This window comes from Sphingopyxis sp. CR5 (genome assembly GCF_059693785.1).
In genome coordinates this window covers 123,810-141,772 of record NZ_JCATIE010000005.1, presented here as the reverse complement: position 1 = coordinate 141,772, position 17,963 = coordinate 123,810, and the positions used below count along the sequence as shown (strand labels likewise).

General features: G+C 65.2%; 17 protein-coding genes. 4 read left to right on the top strand and 13 right to left on the bottom strand.

Translation table 11 applies throughout. The annotated features are described in order from the left end of the window. Positions 1 to 67: 67 nt before the first annotated feature. The 8 genes from rseP to rpsB all read right to left on the bottom strand — a co-directional run bounded on the left by rseP (position 68) and on the right by rpsB (position 7,366). Positions 68 to 1,201, bottom strand: a complete 1,134-nt coding sequence (gene rseP, locus AC58D2_RS09430) for an RIP metalloprotease RseP (protein WP_497389621.1) — start codon at positions 1,199 to 1,201, stop codon at positions 68 to 70. Next, positions 1,194 to 2,357: a 1-deoxy-D-xylulose-5-phosphate reductoisomerase gene (locus AC58D2_RS09425; protein ID WP_497389619.1), complete on the bottom strand. Its 1,164-nt coding sequence runs from the start codon at positions 2,355 to 2,357 to the stop codon at positions 1,194 to 1,196. Before AC58D2_RS09425 ends, rseP begins: the two co-directional genes overlap by 8 nt. A gap of 1 nt (position 2,358) precedes the next feature. Next, positions 2,359 to 3,036, bottom strand: coding sequence for a phosphatidate cytidylyltransferase (locus AC58D2_RS09420; RefSeq protein ID WP_497389617.1), 678 nt, complete (start codon positions 3,034 to 3,036; stop codon positions 2,359 to 2,361). Between the two features lie 181 nt (positions 3,037 to 3,217). Further along, positions 3,218 to 3,907, bottom strand: coding sequence for a polyprenyl diphosphate synthase (gene uppS, locus AC58D2_RS09415; RefSeq protein ID WP_497389615.1), 690 nt, complete (start codon positions 3,905 to 3,907; stop codon positions 3,218 to 3,220). Positions 3,908 to 4,069: 162 nt separating this feature from the next. Next, entirely contained in the window at positions 4,070 to 4,624 is a 555-nt protein-coding gene (frr, locus tag AC58D2_RS09410) for a ribosome recycling factor (protein ID WP_497389613.1), read from the bottom strand. Positions 4,625 to 4,638: 14 nt separating this feature from the next. After that, positions 4,639 to 5,370, bottom strand: a complete 732-nt coding sequence (gene pyrH, locus AC58D2_RS09405; RefSeq protein ID WP_497389612.1) for a UMP kinase — start codon at positions 5,368 to 5,370, stop codon at positions 4,639 to 4,641. A gap of 113 nt (positions 5,371 to 5,483) precedes the next feature. Continuing rightward, complete coding sequence (gene tsf / locus AC58D2_RS09400; protein ID WP_497389610.1) at positions 5,484 to 6,410, bottom strand: translation elongation factor Ts; 927 nt, start codon at positions 6,408 to 6,410, stop codon at positions 5,484 to 5,486. 143 nt (positions 6,411 to 6,553) lie between these two features. Continuing rightward, positions 6,554 to 7,366, bottom strand: a complete 813-nt coding sequence (gene rpsB, locus AC58D2_RS09395) for a 30S ribosomal protein S2 (protein ID WP_497389608.1) — start codon at positions 7,364 to 7,366, stop codon at positions 6,554 to 6,556. 318 nt (positions 7,367 to 7,684) lie between these two features. Between rpsB and AC58D2_RS09390 the strand changes: the two genes are divergently transcribed. Then, entirely contained in the window at positions 7,685 to 7,945 is a 261-nt protein-coding gene (locus AC58D2_RS09390) for a hypothetical protein (RefSeq protein WP_497389606.1), read from the top strand. Here AC58D2_RS09390 and AC58D2_RS09385 read toward each other — a convergent pair. Both AC58D2_RS09385 and AC58D2_RS09380 read right to left on the bottom strand, forming a co-directional pair. Then, positions 7,908 to 8,702: a CDP-alcohol phosphatidyltransferase family protein gene (locus AC58D2_RS09385; protein WP_497389604.1), complete on the bottom strand. Its 795-nt coding sequence runs from the start codon at positions 8,700 to 8,702 to the stop codon at positions 7,908 to 7,910. The genes AC58D2_RS09390 and AC58D2_RS09385 overlap by 38 nt on opposite strands. 1 nt (position 8,703) lies before the next feature. Beyond that, on the bottom strand, positions 8,704 to 9,438 hold the full coding sequence (locus AC58D2_RS09380) for a phosphatidylserine decarboxylase (protein WP_497389602.1): 735 nt from the start codon (positions 9,436 to 9,438) through the stop codon (positions 8,704 to 8,706). 159 nt (positions 9,439 to 9,597) lie between these two features. Here AC58D2_RS09380 and AC58D2_RS09375 point away from each other — a divergent pair, with 159 nt between their 5' ends. Together AC58D2_RS09375 and AC58D2_RS09370 are read left to right on the top strand one after the other, a co-directional pair. Then, positions 9,598 to 10,812, top strand: a complete 1,215-nt coding sequence (locus tag AC58D2_RS09375; RefSeq protein ID WP_497389600.1) for an NADP-dependent isocitrate dehydrogenase — start codon at positions 9,598 to 9,600, stop codon at positions 10,810 to 10,812. Between the two features lie 104 nt (positions 10,813 to 10,916). Beyond that, positions 10,917 to 12,701: a cation:proton antiporter domain-containing protein gene (locus tag AC58D2_RS09370; protein ID WP_497389598.1), complete on the top strand. Its 1,785-nt coding sequence runs from the start codon at positions 10,917 to 10,919 to the stop codon at positions 12,699 to 12,701. Here AC58D2_RS09370 and AC58D2_RS09365 read toward each other — a convergent pair. Continuing rightward, positions 12,698 to 15,646, bottom strand: coding sequence for a M16 family metallopeptidase (locus tag AC58D2_RS09365; protein WP_497389596.1), 2,949 nt, complete (start codon positions 15,644 to 15,646; stop codon positions 12,698 to 12,700). The genes AC58D2_RS09370 and AC58D2_RS09365 overlap by 4 nt on opposite strands. A gap of 87 nt (positions 15,647 to 15,733) precedes the next feature. Between AC58D2_RS09365 and AC58D2_RS09360 the strand changes: the two genes are divergently transcribed. Next, positions 15,734 to 16,582, top strand: coding sequence for a carbon-nitrogen hydrolase family protein (locus AC58D2_RS09360; protein ID WP_497389594.1), 849 nt, complete (start codon positions 15,734 to 15,736; stop codon positions 16,580 to 16,582). Positions 16,583 to 16,712: 130 nt separating this feature from the next. Here AC58D2_RS09360 and AC58D2_RS09355 read toward each other — a convergent pair whose 3' ends face one another. Together AC58D2_RS09355 and AC58D2_RS09350 are read right to left on the bottom strand one after the other, a co-directional pair. Next, positions 16,713 to 16,952, bottom strand: a complete 240-nt coding sequence (locus AC58D2_RS09355; RefSeq protein ID WP_497389592.1) for a hypothetical protein — start codon at positions 16,950 to 16,952, stop codon at positions 16,713 to 16,715. 177 nt (positions 16,953 to 17,129) lie between these two features. Continuing rightward, on the bottom strand, positions 17,130 to 17,927 hold the full coding sequence (locus AC58D2_RS09350) for an NUDIX domain-containing protein (protein ID WP_497389590.1): 798 nt from the start codon (positions 17,925 to 17,927) through the stop codon (positions 17,130 to 17,132). Between the last annotated feature and the right edge of the window lie 36 nt (positions 17,928 to 17,963).

Genomic DNA, 17,963 nt, shown 5'->3' with positions numbered 1-17,963 from the left:
CGCAAAAATTCATTCCCAGCGCCCGAACCCCCGTAAGTCCGAGCGCGCTCTCCCTGCCCGAGTCCGGCTATCCAATCAAGCGGGCGATCCGGTCCCACAGGCCGAATGAGCCCAAATCGTTGAAAGTCACGACCAGCATCAACGTTACGACCGCCGCAAACCCGAATCGGAACGCCCATTCCTGGGCCTGTGGCGGCGCCGGACGCCGCCTGATCGCCTCATATCCATAGAAAAGCAAATGACCGCCATCGAGCATCGGCAATGGCAACAGGTTGATGAACCCCAGATTGATGGAGATCAGCGCGATGAGGAAGATCAGCGACGCCGGGCCCATCACCGCCGCTTCACCAGATATCCGTGCCATGTTGAGCGGGCCGCTGACATCCTTGATCGAGCGGCGACCGGTAACGATCTGCGCGAGCACTTCGCCCGTCTGCCGGACAATCTGCCCGGTCTGCTTGAGTCCGACGAGCGGCGCCTCCCAAAGCGGAACGCGCTCGAACACCGGCTTGCCGGCGGCAATGCCGATCACGCCGCGTTTGAAGACATTGCCGAAGCGGTCGCGTTCCTCGGCGAGGCGCGGCGTCAGGCGCAGCGTCTGCTCGGCACCGCCGCGTTCGACGACGACGTCCATCGCTTCCCCCGGGCGATGTGCGACCGCCATCGGAATATCCATGAAGACGTCCATCCCGCGCCCGTCGACCGAGACGATCCGGTCCCCCGGTTCGATCCCGGCGGCCGCGGCGGCGCTTCCCTCTATCACCGCGCCCGCGACCGGTGGCGTGTTCGGCGTCCCGCTGATCCATGCGAACCCGGCCAATATCAGGATCGCGAACAGGAAATTGGTGAGCGGGCCGGCGACGACGATCGCCGCACGCTTCCACACCGGCTGCGCGGGAAAGGTGTGCGAGCGTTCGGTGTCTGGCAGGCTTTGCCATTCGGCATCGGGCTGGCTGACCGCATCGCGGTCGCCGGCGAACTGGACATAGCCGCCCAGCGGCAGCCAGCCGATCTTCCATTCGGTACCGCGCTTGTCGGTCCAGCCGACGAGCTTGCGTCCGAAGCCGATCGAGAAGGCATCGGCCTTCACCCCGCACCAGCGGCCGACGATATAATGCCCATATTCGTGCACGAACACGAGCGGCCCCAGCACCACGATGAAGGCGAGGATAGTGAAGGGAATACCGGGAGCTTCAAGCATGTACGAGTTGGTCCACAAAAGTCTGCGCAGCCGCGCGCGATGCGGCATCGACACTGAATATGTCCTGAAGCGAAGCCGGTCGGGCCGGGGCCTCCGCATCGATTACCCGTCGTACCGTATCGACGATCGCAGGGAAGGCAATGCGCCCCGACAGGAAGGCGGCGACCGCGATCTCGTTCGCGGCATTGAGCTGGGCCGGACGCGCGCCACCCTCGGCGATCGCGGCGCGACAGAGCGCGGTCGCGGGGAAGCGCTCTTCGTCGGGGGCCTCGAAATCGAGCCGACCGACCGTCGCGAGATCGAGTGGGGCGCACGGCGTCGCCATGCGATGTGGCCAGGCGAGCGCGCTGGCGATCGGGATGCGCATATCGGGCGAACCGAGCTGCGCCAGTGTCGAGCAGTCGACGAACTCGACCATCGAATGGATCACCGACTGCGGATGGACAAGGATCTCGATACGGTCGAGCCCGACGGGGAACAGGTGATGCGCCTCGATCAACTCGAGCCCCTTGTTCATCATCGTCGCCGAATCGACACTGATCTTGGCACCCATCGACCAGTTGGGATGTGCGACCGCCTGCGCCGGCGTAACATGCGCCATTTCGCTTGCGCTCATCGTCCGGAAGGGGCCGCCGCTCGCGGTCAGGACGATGCGCCGCACATCGTCGATGCGTCCCCCCATCAGGCATTGGAAAATCGCATTATGTTCGGAATCGACGGGCAGGATCGTCGCACCGGAGGTACGCGCCGCAGCGGTCATCAATTCACCCGCCGATACCAACGACTCCTTGTTCGCCAGAGCGACATCGTGCCCCGCTGCGAGGGCCGCCATAGTCGGGGCGAGCCCCGCGCAGCCGACGATCGCGGCCATCACGAGGTCGGTGGGGCGCTGTGCCGCCTCGACCAGCGCCTCGGCGCCGGCCGCAGCTTCGATCCCCGTGCCGGCCAGGGCGTCGGCGAGGTCGCCGTGCCGTGCGGCATCGGCGATCACCGCCACGTCGGGATGAAATTCGCGCGCAAGCCTCGCTAGCTCGCCCACGTCGCTGTTCGCAGTCAGGACAGCCACCCGCCACCCCGTGCCGTCGCGTCGGACAAGGTCGAGCGTCGAGCGCCCGACCGAACCCGTGGCACCGAAAAGCGAAAGGCGCCGCGTCATGTCAGCCGGCCGCCCGCACCGCCAGCTGGCCGATTGCCGCGAGCGCCCCGAGCAACAGCGCGACGGGCAACAGCCCGTCCACGCGATCGAAAACGCCGCCATGCCCCGGGATCAGCTTGCCAGAATCCTTGACGCCCGCGCGCCGCTTCATCCAGCTTTCGCCCAAATCGCCGAGCTGCGCGAGCAGTCCCATGAACAGGCCGATCCACAGCGGAACGCCGACGATATCGGCGCGATCGCCGATCGTCGCGCTCGCGATCAGGGCCGCGATCATCCCGCCGATCAATCCCGACCAGGTTTTCGAAGGGCTGATACTGGGGGCCAGGCGTGTGCCGCCGAAGGCACGGCCGGCGAAATAGGCGCCGATGTCGGTCGCCCAGACCATGCCGAAGACCCACAGCGCCGCGGTCATTCCAAGGCGGTCGCGAATGAACCACAGCCCTGCGACCGCGCCGAGCACAAGGATCGGGCCGAGGATGTGGAGCGCGGTCTTGGCGCCGCCGCCGAGCGTCATCGCCTTCACAAGCTGGAACCATTCGACGAGGACGAGCGCCCCGCCGACAAGCAGCAGCAGGCCGAAGGCGATGCCGCCGAACCACAGCGCGGCGCCCGCGATCGCGAACAGGATGATCGCCGAGGCGAGCCGCACCCAGAGATCCGATTTCGCTGCTGTCGTCATTGTCCGGGCTCTTTTCTTGAGCCCCTCCCCTTCAGGGGAGAGGCCGGGGGTGGGGGTTCGCGGCCTTGCGCCTGGCCGATGGCCCCCACCCCGCTGCGACTAGGGAACACGTTCGCAAGTCTCGCTGCCCCTCCCCTGAAGGAGAGGGGCTGAAAGGGGGACGAACCGGCACGCAAGACCATCACAATCCTCCGAATCGGCGTTCGCGCCGTGCAAAATGATCGAGCGCCGCTCGAAGGTCGGCAGGGGTGAAATCGGGCCACAAACGGTCGGTAAAGTAAAGCTCGGCATAGGCCGCCTGCCACAGCAGGAAGTTCGACAGCCGCACCTCGCCCGAGGTGCGGATAAGCAGGTCGAGCGGCGGCAGGTCCGCCGTGTCGAGATGCGTCTCGATCGCTTCGACGGTGATCCCGCCCGGCTCGGCGGCGGCGGCGCGCGCGGCGCGAACCAGCTCGTCCTGCGAACCGTAGTTCAGCGCGACCGCCAGCGTCGTGCGCTTGTTCCCGGCGGTCCGCTCGAGCGCGCCCTCGATCAGATCGACGACATCGGGCGCCAACGCCCGCCAGTTGCCGATGATCCTCAACCGGACGTCGTTCGCGGCGAATTCGTCGAGGTCGCTGATGATGAAGCGTTTCATCAGCCCCATCAGGTCGTTGACCTCTTCTTCGGGACGCTTCCAGTTTTCCGACGAAAAGGCGTAAAGCGTCAGCGCCTCGATGCCGAGATCGCCGGCGGCACGGACGATCGTGCGAACCGCCTCTACCCCGGCGCGGTGACCGGCGACGCGCGGCAGCCGGCGCTTCTTCGCCCAGCGGCCGTTGCCGTCCATGATGATCGCGACATGGCGCGCGCCGTGATCGGGGGTGGTCATCAATCCTCCCCGCTTGGGGGGAGGTGGCAGCGCGAAGCGCTGACGGAGGGGGGGTGCAGCATCAAGCGAAGCTCAAGGCTGTGACCCCCCTCCACCATGCTTCGCATGGTCCCCCTCCCCGTGCCGGGGAGGATCGCAATGACCTCTACGACGCTCATCGACTTAGCCCAGGATTTCCTTTTCCTTGGCATTGGCGGCTTCGTCGATGTCGCCGATCACCGAATCGGTGAGCTTCTGCACCTCGGTCTCGGCGCGCTTGCGTTCGTCCTCGCTGATTTCCTTCTTGTTTTCGTCCTGCTTGAGCGCGTCCATACCGTCGCGGCGGACGTTGCGGACGGCGATGCGTGCCTTCTCCGCATATTGACCGGCCAGCTTCGACAGTTCCTTGCGACGTTCCTGCGTCATTTCGGGTATTGGCAGGCGCAACATCTGGCCATCGACGATCGGATTGAGCCCGAGCCCGGCGGCACGGATCGCCTTGTCGACCGGCCCGACATTCGATTTGTCCCAGACCTGTACCGACAACATGCGCGGTTCCGGGGCGCTGATCGACGCGACCTGATTGAGCGGCATGTGGGCGCCATAAACCTCGACCGTCACCGGATCGAGCAGCGCGGAATTGGCGCGGCCCGTCCGCAAACCGGCAAGATCATGCTTCAGCGATTCGAGCGCGCCATTCATTCGGCGCTCGAGGTCGGCTTTATCATATTTCGCCATCTGTCTTTCCTCTCTCAGGCATTTCGGGGGGCGTCGCCAACGATGGTCGCAACCCCATCGCCCGCCAGGACGCGCGCAAGATTGCCGGGTTCGCGAATGTTGAACACGACGATCGGAATATTGTTGTCGCGGCACAGCGCCACCGCGCTGGCATCCATCACCTTCAAATTGTCGGCCAGGACGCGATCGTAACCCAGGCTGTCATAGCGGACCGCATTTGGATCCTGCTTGGGATCGGCATTATAGACGCCGTCGACGCTGGTCCCCTTGAACAGCGCGTCGCACTTCATTTCGGCGGCGCGCAGCGCGGCGCCGCTGTCGGTGGTGAAATAGGGCGCGCCCACGCCCGCGGCAAAGATGACCACCCGTCCCTTTTCCATATGGCGTTCGGCGCGGCGACGGATCACGGGTTCGCACACCTTGTCCATCTCGATTGCCGACTGGACACGCGTCTGGACGCCGAGTTGCTCCAGCGCGTTCTGCATCGCGAGCGCGTTCATCACCGTCGCGAGCATACCCATATAATCGGCCTGCGCGCGATCCATGCCCTTCGCCGCCCCTGCCATGCCGCGGAAAATGTTGCCGCCACCGATGACGAGGCAGATTTCCAGGCCGCGGTCCTTCGCCGCCTTCACTTCGGCCGCCATGCTGGCGACGGTTTCGGGGTCGATCCCGAAGGGGCTGGAACCCATCAGCGCCTCACCCGACAATTTGAGCAAGATGCGTTTCAGGCCGGGCAATGCCATGATGCGGGGAACCTTTATTCTCAAGTCGATAAACGAATGGCGCGCACCCTAGTCAGAGTGCGCGCCATTGCCAAGCGGACTGCCGCGCGTGGGCGCGACAATCCACGATCGTCTTAGCGGCCGGCGGCAGCGGCGACTTCGGCCGCGAAGTCGCTTTCTTCCTTCTCGATGCCTTCGCCGAGCTGGAAGCGGACGAAGCCCTTGAGCGTGATCGCCGCACCGACGTCCTTGCCGGCGGCGGCGACGACCTCGGCGACCGGGGTCTTGCCGTCGATCACGAAGGGCTGCGAGAGCAGCGCATTTTCCTTGCGGAACTTGGCGATTGCGCCGTCGACCATCTTCGAGACGATGTCGGCGGGCTTGCCCGACTGGGCGGCCTTTTCCTCGGCGATCGCGCGTTCGCGCGCGACCAGTTCGGCGTCGAGATCGTCACCGTTGAGCGCGAGCGGGTTCGCGGCCGCAACGTGCATGGCAAGCTGCTTGCCGAGGGGTTCGAGGACATCGGCGCCCGCGCCCGATTCGAGCGCAACGAGCACGCCGATCTTGCCGAGGCCCGGCGCGACGGCATTGTGGACATAGCCGGTGACGACGCCCGATTCGACGGTGACGACTTCCGAACGGCGCAGCGACTGGTTTTCACCGATCGTCGCGATGTTGTTGGTCAGCTTTTCGGCAACGGTGCCGCCCGACGGATAGGCAGCGGCGCCCAGCGCGTCGATGTCCGTGATCGCATTCGCGAGCGCGACCTCGGTCACGTCGCGGACGAAGTCCTGGAACTGTTCGTTCTTGGCGACGAAGTCGGTTTCGCTGTTGACCTCCACCACCGCGCCGCGGGTGCCGTCGGTCGACACGCCGACCAGGCCCTCGGCGGCGACGCGGCCGGCCTTCTTCGCGGCGGCGGCAAGGCCCTTGGTACGCAGCCAGTCGATCGACGCCTCGATGTCGCCGTCGTTCTCCGCAAGCGCCTTCTTGCAGTCCATCATGCCCGCACCGGTGCGTTCGCGCAGTTCCTTGACGAGAGCGGCCGTAATCTCAGCCATGGGTCATTCCTTTCCATAGGGGCGGTTCGCAGTTTCGAACCGCTGCTGCGCCGCGCACATGGCGGCGCGATAGGTCAAAACGATGACCGGGACGGCACCCGCTTCGCAGCGGGGCGCCGTCCCGTCATTGCAGCCGGTCGGCCTCAGGCGTCGCGCTGGGCTTCGGCTTCGGCGGCCGCTTCGGCGGGCACCTGTTCGTCTTCGGTGGCGACGGCGGGCTCGGCGACCGGCTCGACGGCCGCGCCCAGATCCTCGCCGGCGTCGGCGCGCGCTTGCTGGCCGCCGCGGGTCGCCGCCTGGGCGACCGCTTCGCAATAGAGGCGGATCGCGCGCGCGGCGTCGTCATTCGCGGGGACCGGGAAGGCGATGCCGTCGGGCGAAACGTTCGAATCGAGGATCGCGACGACGGGGATGCCAAGAACGTTGGCTTCCTTGATCGCCAGCTCTTCCTTGTTCGCATCGATCACGAACATCACGTCGGGGATGCCGCCCATGTCGCGGATGCCGCCGAGGCTGAGTTCCAGCTTGTCGCGTTCGCGCGTCTTGTTCAGCACTTCCTTCTTGGTCAGGCCCGAGGTGTCCCCCGAAAGCTGTTCCTCGAGCGACTTGAGGCGCTTGATCGAGTTCGAGATCGTCTTCCAGTTGGTGAGCATGCCGCCCAGCCAGCGATGGTTGACGAAATGCTGGCCCGACGCACGAGCCGCATCGGCGATCGGTCCCTGCGCCTGGCGCTTGGTGCCGACGAACAGCACCTTGCCGCCGGCGGCCGAGGTCGACGAAATGAAGTCGAGCGCGCGCGCGAAGAGCGGCACGGTCTGCGACAGGTCGAGGATGTGGATGCCGTTGCGCGCGCCGAAGATATACGGCTTCATGCGCGGGTTCCAACGGTGGGTCTGATGGCCGAAGTGCGCGCCGGCCTCGATAAGATTCTGCATCGTGACGACAGGAGCCGCCATAGTCTTTCTCCTTCCGGTTAGTCCTCTGAAAGGCAAGAACCGAGCTATCCTCAAAGGACGATCCCGGCACCGGTATGTGCGCCTTCCATGTGGAATGGGCGGGCCGTTAACGCCCGAGGCCAGCAAATGCAAGGGGTAAAGCTTTTCCGCAGACAGCGGTTCGATGCATTTCACCGAACGCCCGATCTCAACTTACCGCTAAAAACCATCGTTCTGTCGCATGAATGTTGAGAACAAAAAGTGAACATGGAACAAAGAACATAGCAAAAACGTCGTTCCGGCGACGGTTTCGCACAAAGCCGTCGAAAGGACAAGATAATGGTTCAGGTCGCCGCCGCTCTCCTCTTTACCCTTGCCGCCGGGCTTGGCCTGATGGTGGTCGTCGCCATGCTCCGCAGCAATGGCGAAGCGATCCTGTCGGCGCTGGTCGGCGAGGGCGCGTTCCCAATGACGGCAGGGCCCAGCCCCTCGCCCGCTCCGCAAGTCGTCGATGTCCGTCGGGTCGGCCGGCACCGCAGTGCGCCGCGCCCCGGTCGCGTCGCTAGCGATCGGCGCCCGCTGCTGAACCGCGCCGCTTGACCTTCGCATAGCTGGCGATGCCGAAAGGCAGCAGCCCGACATAGACGACGCAGACGGCGAGCAGGGTGTGCCACGGCGCCGTCACCAGTGCGGCGCCGAGCAGCCCGACGCCGGCGAGCGCGAACAGCCGCCACGATCGCCGCAGCCGGATCGACGACCAGCTGTAGGTCGGAATCGCCGAAATCATCAGCATCGCGATGGCGAGGGCCCAGGGCATTACGACATACCATTCGCGAAACAGCGCGCTGCCCGTCGTCAGCCACAGATAGACGGGAACGAAAGCGAGCCCCGCCCCGGCGGGTGCCGGAATTCCCGTCATGAAGCCGGCCGACTTGTGCGGCTGGACATCGACATCGAGGCGCGAATTGAAGCGCGCGAGGCGCAAGGCGCAGCAGACGGCAAGCGCAAGGGCCGCTGTCCAGCCGAACTTGGGCGCGTCGGCGAGCGACCAGAGGAAGAGGATCATTGCCGGTGCGACACCGAAGGCGATGACGTCGGAAAGCGAATCGAGCTCTGCGCCGAACTTGCTTTGCGCCCGCAACAGCCGCGCGATCCGTCCGTCCATTCCGTCGAGGACACCGGCGAAGATGATCGCTGCCAGCGCCTTTTCCCATTCGCCCCCGATCGCGAAGCGCACGCCGGTCAGCCCGAAACACAGCGCAAGCGCGGTAATCGCATTGGGAACAAATGCACGCAACGGAATGCTGCCAATGCGGCGTCCCGGATCGCGGGGAATGGTCTCGCCCGGCTCGGCCATCCTATTGCCCGACGCCGTCGATCGTGTCGCTCGTCCCGATACGCGCCACGATCGTCTCGCCGGCCAGCGTGCGCTGACCAAGCAGGACCTGTGGCGCCGTACCCGCGGGCAGATAGACATCGACGCGGCTGCCAAAGCGGATCAACCCGACACGCTGTCCCGTTTCGACCTGGCTTCCCATACTCACGAACGGCATGATGCGCCGCGCGACGAGACCCGCGATCTGGGTAAAGCCGATCCGCAGGCCGTCGGCGCGCTCGACGACGAAATGCTGGCGCTCATTGTCCTCGCTCGCCTTGTCGAGATCGGCGTTCAGAAACTTGCCGGGAATATAGGCAAGCTTGCGCAGCGTCCCCGCCATCGGCGTACGATTGATATGAACGTCGAAGACGCTCATGAAAATGGAGACGCGCAGCATCGGCGCGTCGCCAAGGCCGTCGGGGCCAGCGATTTCAGGCGGCGGCGGGACTTCCGCAATCTGCGTGACCAGGCCGTCGGCCGGCGCGATCACCAGGTCCGCGCCCACCGGCGTGATCCGCACCGGGTCGCGAAAGAAGGCGCCCACCCAGATAGTGAGACCCAGCATCAGCCAACCGACGATTTCCCAGCCGAGCAGCCAGAAGCACAGGGTGATAATCGCTGCGATCAGCAGGAATTTGCGCCCCTCGGGATGGATCGAGGGCCAGCGCCATTTGATGCCGCCGCCAGGGCGGTTGGAGGAAATCGTCGTGGACATGTCGGTCTTCTACGGTGGACACCCGATACTGACAACGGAAATAGGCGGGTGCCAGACCAACCCGGCGCGCGGCGTGCGGTTCCGTCAGGAGAGTTGATCAATCGGGCGGCATTGCCTAAGGCCCGCTCAACTCAACTCCCCGCAGGAAAAGGCACGCACATGGGCAAGATCAAGGTAGTGAACCCGGTCGTCGAACTCGACGGCGACGAAATGACCCGGATCATCTGGCAATGGATCCGCGAACGCCTGATCCTTCCCTATCTCGACATCGACCTTCACTATTACGACCTCGGCATCGAGGAGCGCGATCGCACCGACGACAAGATCACCGTCGACGCGGCCAATGCGATCAAGAAGCACGGCGTTGGCGTCAAATGCGCCACGATCACGCCCGACGAAGCCCGCGTCGAGGAGTTCGGCCTGAAGAAGATGTGGAAGTCGCCGAACGGCACGATCCGCAACATCCTGGGCGGCGTCGTCTTCCGCGAACCGATCGTGATCAAGAACGTCCCGCGCCTCGTCCCCGGCTGGACCGACCCGATCGTCGTCGGCCGCCATGCCTTCGGCGACCAGTATCGCGCGACCGACTATCGGGTCCCCGGCCCCGGCAAGCTGCGCCTGGTGTTCGAGGGCGAGGACGGCACGATCATCGACGAGGAAGTCTTTCAATTCCCTTCCTCCGGCGTCGCGATGGCGATGTACAACCTCGACGATTCCATCCGCGATTTCGCGCGCGCCAGCATGAACTATGGCCTTGCGCGCGGCTGGCCCGTATATCTGTCGACCAAGAACACGATCATGAAAGCCTATGACGGCCGCTTCAAGGATCTGTTCGAAGAGGTCTATCAGAACGAGTTCAAGGCGAAGTTCGAGGAAGCGGGCATCACCTATGAGCACCGCCTGATCGACGACATGGTCGCCTCGGCGCTCAAATGGTCGGGCAAGTTCGTGTGGGCCTGCAAGAATTACGACGGCGACGTCCAGTCGGACACCGTGGCCCAGGGCTTTGGTTCGCTCGGCCTGATGACCAGCGTGCTGATGACCCCCGACGGCCAGACCGTGGAATCCGAAGCCGCGCACGGCACCGTCACCCGCCACTATCGCATGCACCAGCAAGGCAAGGCGACGTCGACCAACCCGATCGCGTCGATCTTCGCCTGGACAGGCGGACTGAAGCATCGCGGCAAGCTGGACGGCACGCCCGAAGTCACCAAGTTTGCCGAAGACCTGGAGCGGGTGTGCATCGAGACCGTCGAGAGCGGCAAGATGACCAAGGATCTCGCGCTGCTGATCGGTCCCGACCAGAATTGGCTTACGACCGAAGGCTTTTTCGAGGCGATCGTCGAAAATCTCGAAAAGAAAATGGGCGCCTGACGCGAAAGGCGGCATCCCCTTGCGGGGTGCCGCCGCCTTCCAAGCAAGTGATTTAGTTGACAAAGGTGGTAGCCAAGCGCGAACCGCCTGCCTAAGACCGCTTCATGGCCCTTGAAGCGGAAACATCGAGCCTCGGCAACGCGCTGGTCGTGCTGGGTGCGGCGGGAATCGTCATTCCCGCCTTTGCGCGCTTTCGGATCACCCCGGTCATCGGCTTCATCCTCGTGGGCTTGCTCGTCGGTCCCTCCGGGCTTGGGGCGCTCGCCGCCGATTACCCCTGGCTCAAGCACGTCACGATCCGGTCGGCCGAAGACATCGCGCTTTTCGGCGAATTCGGGATCATCCTGCTTCTCTTTTCCATCGGGCTCGAGCTGTCGTTCCGCCGCCTGTGGCAATTGCGCAAGCTCGTCTTCGGCGTCGGCGCCGCCGAACTGCTGTTCAGCGGGCTGATCCTCGGTGGCGTGCTGCTGATGATCGGCACGCTGACCCCTCCGGCGGCGTTCGGCCTGGGCGTCGCACTCGCACTTTCGTCTACGGCGCTCGTTCTGCCGATCGCGGGCACCAAGTCCGCGGTCGGCCGCGCGTCGTTTTCGATGTTGCTGTTCGAGGATCTGGCGATCGTCCCGATCATCTTCATCCTTGGCGCCTTTGCCCCGAATGCCGGGGGCGGCAATGCCGAGCTGCTGCTCACCACCCTGTGGCAGGGCGCGGTCGTCGTCGCGGCGCTTGCCATCGGCGGCTGGTTCCTGTTGCCGCGCATCTTCGCGCAGGCCGCGCGGGCGAAAGACCCCGAACTGTTCCTCGCCGCCAGTCTGCTCGTCGTCATCGTCGCCGCGCTCGCAACCGCGACCGTCGGCCTGTCGCCGATCGTAGGCGCGCTACTCGCCGGATTGATGATCGCGGAAACCGAATATCATGGCGAGGTCGAGGCGATCACCGCACCGTTCAAGGGCCTGGCGCTCGGCGTGTTCCTGATCAGCGTCGGTATGGGGCTCAACCTTGCGACGATTGCGCGCAACTGGCCGATGCTCGTGGTCGCGGTCGTCGCGGTCGTGCTTGTCAAGGCGGTCGTCACCGCGCTGCTGCTGCGTTTTTCAGGTGCGCGCCGCGGGACCGCGGCCGAAGTCGGCCTGCTGATGGCCAGCCCGTCCGAGACCACGTTGATCGTTCTGGCGACCGCGTTCCAGGCGCAGCTCATCAGCCGTGCCACGGCCGAATTCTGGCAGCTCGTCACGGCAATCGGCCTGACGATCACGCCGCTGCTGGCGCGCGCCGGCCACGACATCGCACGGCGGATCGAGATGAAGAGCGGCGACCGCGAAGCCGAGGAAGAGCCGACCGGACGCACCGTCGTCGTCGGTTTCGGGCGGGTCGGGCGCACGGTCGCCGAACTGCTCCGCGAGCATGCACGCCCCTATGTCGCGATCGACGCCGATATCGACACCGTCGCTGCGGCGCGGCGCGACGGCTTTGCAGTGCGCTTTGCCGACGTTGCGCGCGCCGGCAGTCTCGACCGACTTGGCCTCGAACATGCCGAAGCGATCGTGCTGACAATGGACGATCCGGTGCAACAGCTTCGCATGACTCGCAAGCTGCGGCAGAAATATCCGGAGCTGCCGATCATCAGCCGCGCGCGCGATGCCGACCACGCCGGCGCGCTCTACAAGGCGGGAGCAACCGACGCGGTCCCCGAAACGCTCGAAAGCTCGCTGCAACTCGCGGAAGCGGTACTGATCGACCTCGGCGTCGCAATGGGCCCGGTGATCGCCTCGATCCACGATGTCCGCGCCAAGATGCGCCACGACATCATGTCGAAGGGCGAACTCGACCGCGAACCGCGGCTTCAGAAACTGCGCCCCGCGCCAACCCCTGCCACCGACGAAGCCTAGCGCCCGCCCCCAGCAGCGGGCACGCCGACGTCCGGTGCCCCGCCGCCCAGCGACGATGCTTCGGCCAGGGTCATGCCCTTCGGCAGGATCGCGAGCGACCATTCGCGGTCGGCCTTCAAATATTTGGCCGCCAGGCGCTGGATGTCGGCGGCGGTGACCGCTGCGATATCGTCCTGGATCGACAGGGCAGCGGTCGCCACGCGCGGGTCGCGGGTCGCACCCTCGAGCAGGTACATCCAATAGACATTGCCGGTCGATGCCCGCGCGACCTGTTCGCGGATGGGTCCCGCGTTGCGCGCCAGTTCGTCGGCGGTCACGGGTCGCGCGGCGAGGTCGGCCGCGATGTCTTTCGCGATCGCATAGAATCGATCGATGTCCTTGGGCGCCAGCAGGCTGCCGGCAAGCAAGTAGCCGCCGCTGCCGTCGAACCCGCTCGGCCAGTGGCTATCGACCGATGGCCCATAGCTGGCTCCATCCTCCGCCCGCAGGCGATCGAACAGGCGGTCGTTGAAGATCGCCGCCAGCACCTCGAGCGCATGCTGGTCGCGCGGCGCGCCAAGGCCGCCGCTGGTCGGCCACGCGATCATCGCCGCAGCCTGCCCTTTTTCGCCGCTGTGATAGGCCAAACGGGGGGTGGCGTTATGCTTTGCAAAGGTGACCGTCTGACCGCTCGGCGGTTCGATGGGCGCGCGCGGCGGCAGCGCGCCAAGCGTGTCGGCCAGGATTTTGCGATAATCGACCGTCGAAAGGTCGCCGAAAATCTGGACTTCTATCGGCCCGCTGGCAAGCCGCGGCGCCCAGAAGCTCTTGAAGGCGGCGGGGGTCAGCGCCTCGATTGCGGCCCGGTCGGGCGCCGCCCAGCGCGCGTCGTCATTCGTGAGCCAGCCCTGCAACTGGCGATCTATGACCGCATTGGGCGTCGCGTCGTTGAGGTCGTAGCCGGTCAGGAACCCCACGCGCAGGCGCTCGACCGGCGCCGCGTCCCAGCGCGGAAAGGCGAGCTTGCCCGCGATCAGTTTCATCTGGTCGGCAAGGTCGGCGGGTTTGCTCTCGGCCGAGAGTTCGAAGGCATCGTCGTCGATGTCGAAATTGAGCTGGATCTGGCGACCGTTGGTCAGCTGATCGATCGCATTCTGACCCCACGGGCCGATCCCGCTCGCGATCAGGGCATAGTCGCCGGTCCACAACAGGTTCGGCGCATTGGCCGCCACGCTGCGATAGCCGCTGCCGAACCGCACATTGACGCGCACCTTGCCCGGCTCCACGCGGTTATCCGACACCAATGCGGTGACGCCGTTCGCGAATTCGATCCGTTGGGCGCGCAAGCCCGGAACCGCGGCCTGGGCGACGATCGTGCCCGGCGTCCCGAGACTGGGCAGCTGTCCGAAATCGGCTTTGACGGCCTGGAGCCGATCGTCCTTGATCGTGGCCGGACGCGCGAGCGCGGCGAGCAGCGCATCGTCGCCCCCCGGGACGGGTTTCGGTGTCGTCAGCACGAGGCGGGTGACCGGGCCGGTAAAAATCGCTCGGCTGACGTCGAGCATCACCTGCGGCGTCGCGGACGCGCGGATCGCCTTGAACATATCGACCTGCCCCTGCGGGCTGGTCACCGTTTCGCCGATGTCGACCGCGCGAACCAGATCGTCGGCCAGCCGCGCGCCGGGCTCGTTCCGAGCGTTCTCGAGTTCCTTTTGCAGGAAGGCCTCGATTTCGTTGGCCTCGCGGTCGATGTCCGCCTGCGACGGCGGGGTTTCGATCGCGTCCGCGATCACGCCGCGGACATCGGCCAGCGCCGCCTTCCAATCGCTAAGTGGTACGATCTGCGCCATCGTGATGTCGGCGCTGCGGCTGAGATATTCCTGATCGACGGTCGCCACCAGATAGCTGCCGCCGCTGCGCGCGCGATTCTCCAGCCGCCGGTTGACGAGCGCCATGGCGAGAAACTCGAGATAGAGCCGCCGCGTGTTTTCGACCGTGTCGATGCGCTTCTTCCACGGTCGAATCGTCGCCAAGGTCAGCGACAGCGGCTGGTTCGCCTCGACGATTTCCTTCGCGACGGCGGCTTTCGGGTCGGGCTTTCCGAAATCGGGTTGGGTGGGTTTCGGTCCCTCGCCCTTCCAATCGCCGTAATATTTCCCGATCAGCCTGATGAATTCGTCGGGATCGCCATCGCCGACGATGACCACAACCGCCCGGTCCGGCCGATACCAGCGATCGTGAAACGCCTGCATCGCACCGGCGCTTGCCGCGGCGAGCGATTCGGGGGTTCCGATCGGCGAGCGATCGCCAAGCAGTTGGCCGGCGAACAGGTGCGCCGTGGTCGCATCGGCTATGCGCTTTTGCGGCCCGTCATTCTCGCGCAATTCGGACAGGACGACCCCGCGCTCGGCATCGACCGCCGCCGCCGAAATGCGCGGTTCGCGCACCATCCCGGCAAGCAGCTTCATGCTTTCGTCCAGGTTGGCGGGCGTCACGCTGGGTAGGTCGAGCTGGTACACGGTCTGGGTCGGGGTCGTTTGCGCATTCGAATCGCTACCGAACGTCACCCCGAACCGCTGCCATATCCGTTTCGCTTCGCCATCGGGAATATGCTCGGAACCACGAAAAGTGAGATGCTCGAGCAGGTGGGCGAACCCGCGTTCCTTTTCGGTTTCGAACATCGAGCCGACGTCCATTCTGACACGGATCGACACCTGACCCGGCGGAACCTGATTGTTTCGGACGGCGTAACGCAGACCGTTGGGCAAGACGCCAAAGCGCCATGCCGTGTCGCGCGGAATATCGCTGCCCGCATAGAGCCAGCTGTCGTTCTTGGCCTGCGCCGCGACCGAGGCATCTTGCGCGGCGGCGGGCAATGACGGCATCAACGCCAGGACAGCGACGGCACAGAAGGAGAGGAGCGAAGGGCCGAGGCCAATGGGCTTCGACAGGGGGAGATAGCGCATCAGGGCATCTTATCGCGATCGAACCTTGCTGGCCACTGAACTATCGGCTCGCTTGCGCTTGCGCGGCGACCGGCCTACCCCAAAGCCATGCCTGCCGTCTCCCCCGTCGTCGCGATCGTCCAGATGACCAGCGGCATCGACCCCGGCGCCAATCTCGCGGCCATGGATGCCGCCCTCGCCGAAGCCGCCGCGGCCGGAGCCGTCATGGCGTTTTTCCCCGAAATGTCTGTGCTCCTCGACCGCGACCGCACCCGCTCGGCGCCGCATATCGTGCGCGAAGCGGACAGTCCCTGGCTGGTAGGGTTGCAGGACATGAGCCGGCGTCACGGCCTGTGGGTCCACGCGGGATCGATGCCGCTGCTCTCCGACGACGGCGCCCGCAGGGTGAATCGCAGCCTCGTCATTGGGTCCGATGGCAGCATCCATGCGCGCTACGACAAGATCCACATGTTCGATGTTACCCTGCCCTCTGGCGAAAGCTGGCGCGAATCGGCCGCGTTCGAAGGCGGCCGTGCCCCCGTGGTCGTCGACACCCCCGTCGGTCGATTGGGGCTGAGCATCTGTTACGATCTCCGATTTCCGGAACTCTACCGCGTTCTGGTCGAAGAGGGGGCGACGATCCTGGCGGTGCCGGCGGCGTTCACCGTTTCGACCGGTGAAGCCCATTGGCATGTGCTTCTTCGCGCGCGCGCAATCGAAACCGCATGTTTCGTTATCGCAGCCGCGCAAGGGGGAGACCATGCCGACGGCCGCGCGACCTATGGCCACAGCCTTGCCGTCGACCCGTGGGGCACCGTGCTGGCGGACTTGCCCGTTTCCAAAGCGCACAAGCCATTCGCCCTCGCACTCGTAGCGATCGAGCAAAACGCCGTCGACAGCGCCCGGCAGGCGATTCCGCTCGCGACTTCGCGCTCGAACCGCGACCTCGATCTTTGAGTCCGGCCGAGCTGCGAGAGCGGCAACGACTTCCACTCTAATGTGGAACGCGCTCCATCATGCACACGAACAAAGGGCCCCGGACGATTGCGTCCGGAGCCCTTTGCTCTAACTCGAAACCGAGCGCGGCTTAGGCCGGGCTGGTCGGGGTGTCGTCGTTGTTGTCCGACGCGATGATGATGCCGCCAATGATAGCAGCAGCAGCCAGAACGGCGATGATCCAGCTCGAACCTTCGAGGCTGTTCTTGCTCGAGGCGGTCGAGGTCGCGCGAGCGCCGTCAACAGCAGGAGCCGCGGAAGCCGCAACCGGCGCCGCAATCATCGAGGTTGCGGCGAGAGAGACCGCAGCTTTGGTGAGCAGATTCATCATTTTCTCCATCCACTGGAACTTTAGATATTCTCGAATCGCACCGGAGAATCGTTGTCCCGGCCCGCTTCAGCAATTCTGTCTTACGGATAGCGACCGGCAATTGCAACGCCTTTTGTCCCCGAAAAACATTGGGACAACTCCACTTAACGCAAAAAGGGGGCGATCCGGGGGTCCGCCTTAGCCGCGCCGGACACGCTCGAACGGCTCGCTCGTCACGGGATATCCCAGATGCGGGGGGATGCACAGATGCGTTGAGCCCCCGCGCTCTTCTATCCACGGTGTTACCAGTTCGACCGGGAACGCTGCGGCGTGGGCAGAAAAAACCGTGAAATCGTCCGCCTGGGCGATGCGCTCGAGATTGCGGCGCGTGGGAAAGATGATCGACACCTCCCCGCGGTCCGCCATTGCCAGGGTTTCTTTCGCGCTCGCCCAGAAAATATGGCTGTGTTCCGCAACCTCGACCGTCAGTTCATGGCGGTGCGGTGGGGCTTCCACCGCGAAAAACCGCGTATCGAACGTCCGCGCCTCTTTGAAGTTCGGACACCAGCGGGCAAAGGGCACGAGCGAATCGAGCGCCAGCCGCTCGCCCCGCTGCTCCAGAATTTCGGAAAGAAGAGTGTCGGCGAGCAACGCGCGGCGCACCGCGTCCACCTGGTCTTCGGCCAAGTCAGGCCATCCGACGGCCAGTCCGGTTTCCTCCAGCGTCTCGCGCAGCGCCGCGACCCGTGCCGCCGCTTCGGCGTCGTCGGCGGCAAACCCGTGGCGCGCCGCGACACAATAGTCGTCTGGGTCTATCCGCCCGCCGGGAAAGACGACGGCTCCGGCGGCGAACGCCATCGTCTTCGCCCGCTTGACCATCAATATCTCGTCGGCACCGCCGCTCTCCGCAGATCGCATGATCACCAGCGTCGCGGCCGGGATCGCGCCTTCGGGCAACGCCGTCGCGCCTGTCTCCTGCGAATTATTATCCGTCATGAGAAGGTCGATACCCAGAGAAGGCAGGGTTGTCAT

Bases quoted from the DNA above. Each gene is read 5' to 3' on its own strand.
- AC58D2_RS09360 (WP_497389594.1), top strand. From the start codon at position 15,734: ATGCCTGCCGTCTCCCCCGTCGTCGCGATCGTCCAGATGACCAGCGGC.
- frr (WP_497389613.1), bottom strand. From the start codon at position 4,624: ATGGCGAAATATGATAAAGCCGACCTCGAGCGCCGAATGAATGGCGCG.
- tsf (WP_497389610.1), bottom strand. From the start codon at position 6,410: ATGGCTGAGATTACGGCCGCTCTCGTCAAGGAACTGCGCGAACGCACC.
- AC58D2_RS09350 (WP_497389590.1), bottom strand. From the start codon at position 17,927: ATGACGGATAATAATTCGCAGGAGACAGGCGCGACGGCGTTGCCCGAA.
- rseP (WP_497389621.1), bottom strand. From the start codon at position 1,201: ATGCTTGAAGCTCCCGGTATTCCCTTCACTATCCTCGCCTTCATCGTG.
- AC58D2_RS09390 (WP_497389606.1), top strand. From the start codon at position 7,685: ATGGTTCAGGTCGCCGCCGCTCTCCTCTTTACCCTTGCCGCCGGGCTT.
- AC58D2_RS09355 (WP_497389592.1), bottom strand. From the start codon at position 16,952: ATGATGAATCTGCTCACCAAAGCTGCGGTCTCTCTCGCCGCAACCTCG.
- AC58D2_RS09365 (WP_497389596.1), bottom strand. From the start codon at position 15,646: ATGCGCTATCTCCCCCTGTCGAAGCCCATTGGCCTCGGCCCTTCGCTC.
- AC58D2_RS09380 (WP_497389602.1), bottom strand. From the start codon at position 9,438: ATGTCCACGACGATTTCCTCCAACCGCCCTGGCGGCGGCATCAAATGG.
- AC58D2_RS09420 (WP_497389617.1), bottom strand. From the start codon at position 3,036: ATGACGACAGCAGCGAAATCGGATCTCTGGGTGCGGCTCGCCTCGGCG.
- rpsB (WP_497389608.1), bottom strand. From the start codon at position 7,366: ATGGCGGCTCCTGTCGTCACGATGCAGAATCTTATCGAGGCCGGCGCG.
- AC58D2_RS09385 (WP_497389604.1), bottom strand. From the start codon at position 8,702: ATGGCCGAGCCGGGCGAGACCATTCCCCGCGATCCGGGACGCCGCATT.
- AC58D2_RS09425 (WP_497389619.1), bottom strand. From the start codon at position 2,357: ATGACGCGGCGCCTTTCGCTTTTCGGTGCCACGGGTTCGGTCGGGCGC.
- AC58D2_RS09370 (WP_497389598.1), top strand. From the start codon at position 10,917: ATGGCCCTTGAAGCGGAAACATCGAGCCTCGGCAACGCGCTGGTCGTG.
- pyrH (WP_497389612.1), bottom strand. From the start codon at position 5,370: ATGGCATTGCCCGGCCTGAAACGCATCTTGCTCAAATTGTCGGGTGAG.
- AC58D2_RS09375 (WP_497389600.1), top strand. From the start codon at position 9,598: ATGGGCAAGATCAAGGTAGTGAACCCGGTCGTCGAACTCGACGGCGAC.
- uppS (WP_497389615.1), bottom strand. From the start codon at position 3,907: ATGACCACCCCCGATCACGGCGCGCGCCATGTCGCGATCATCATGGAC.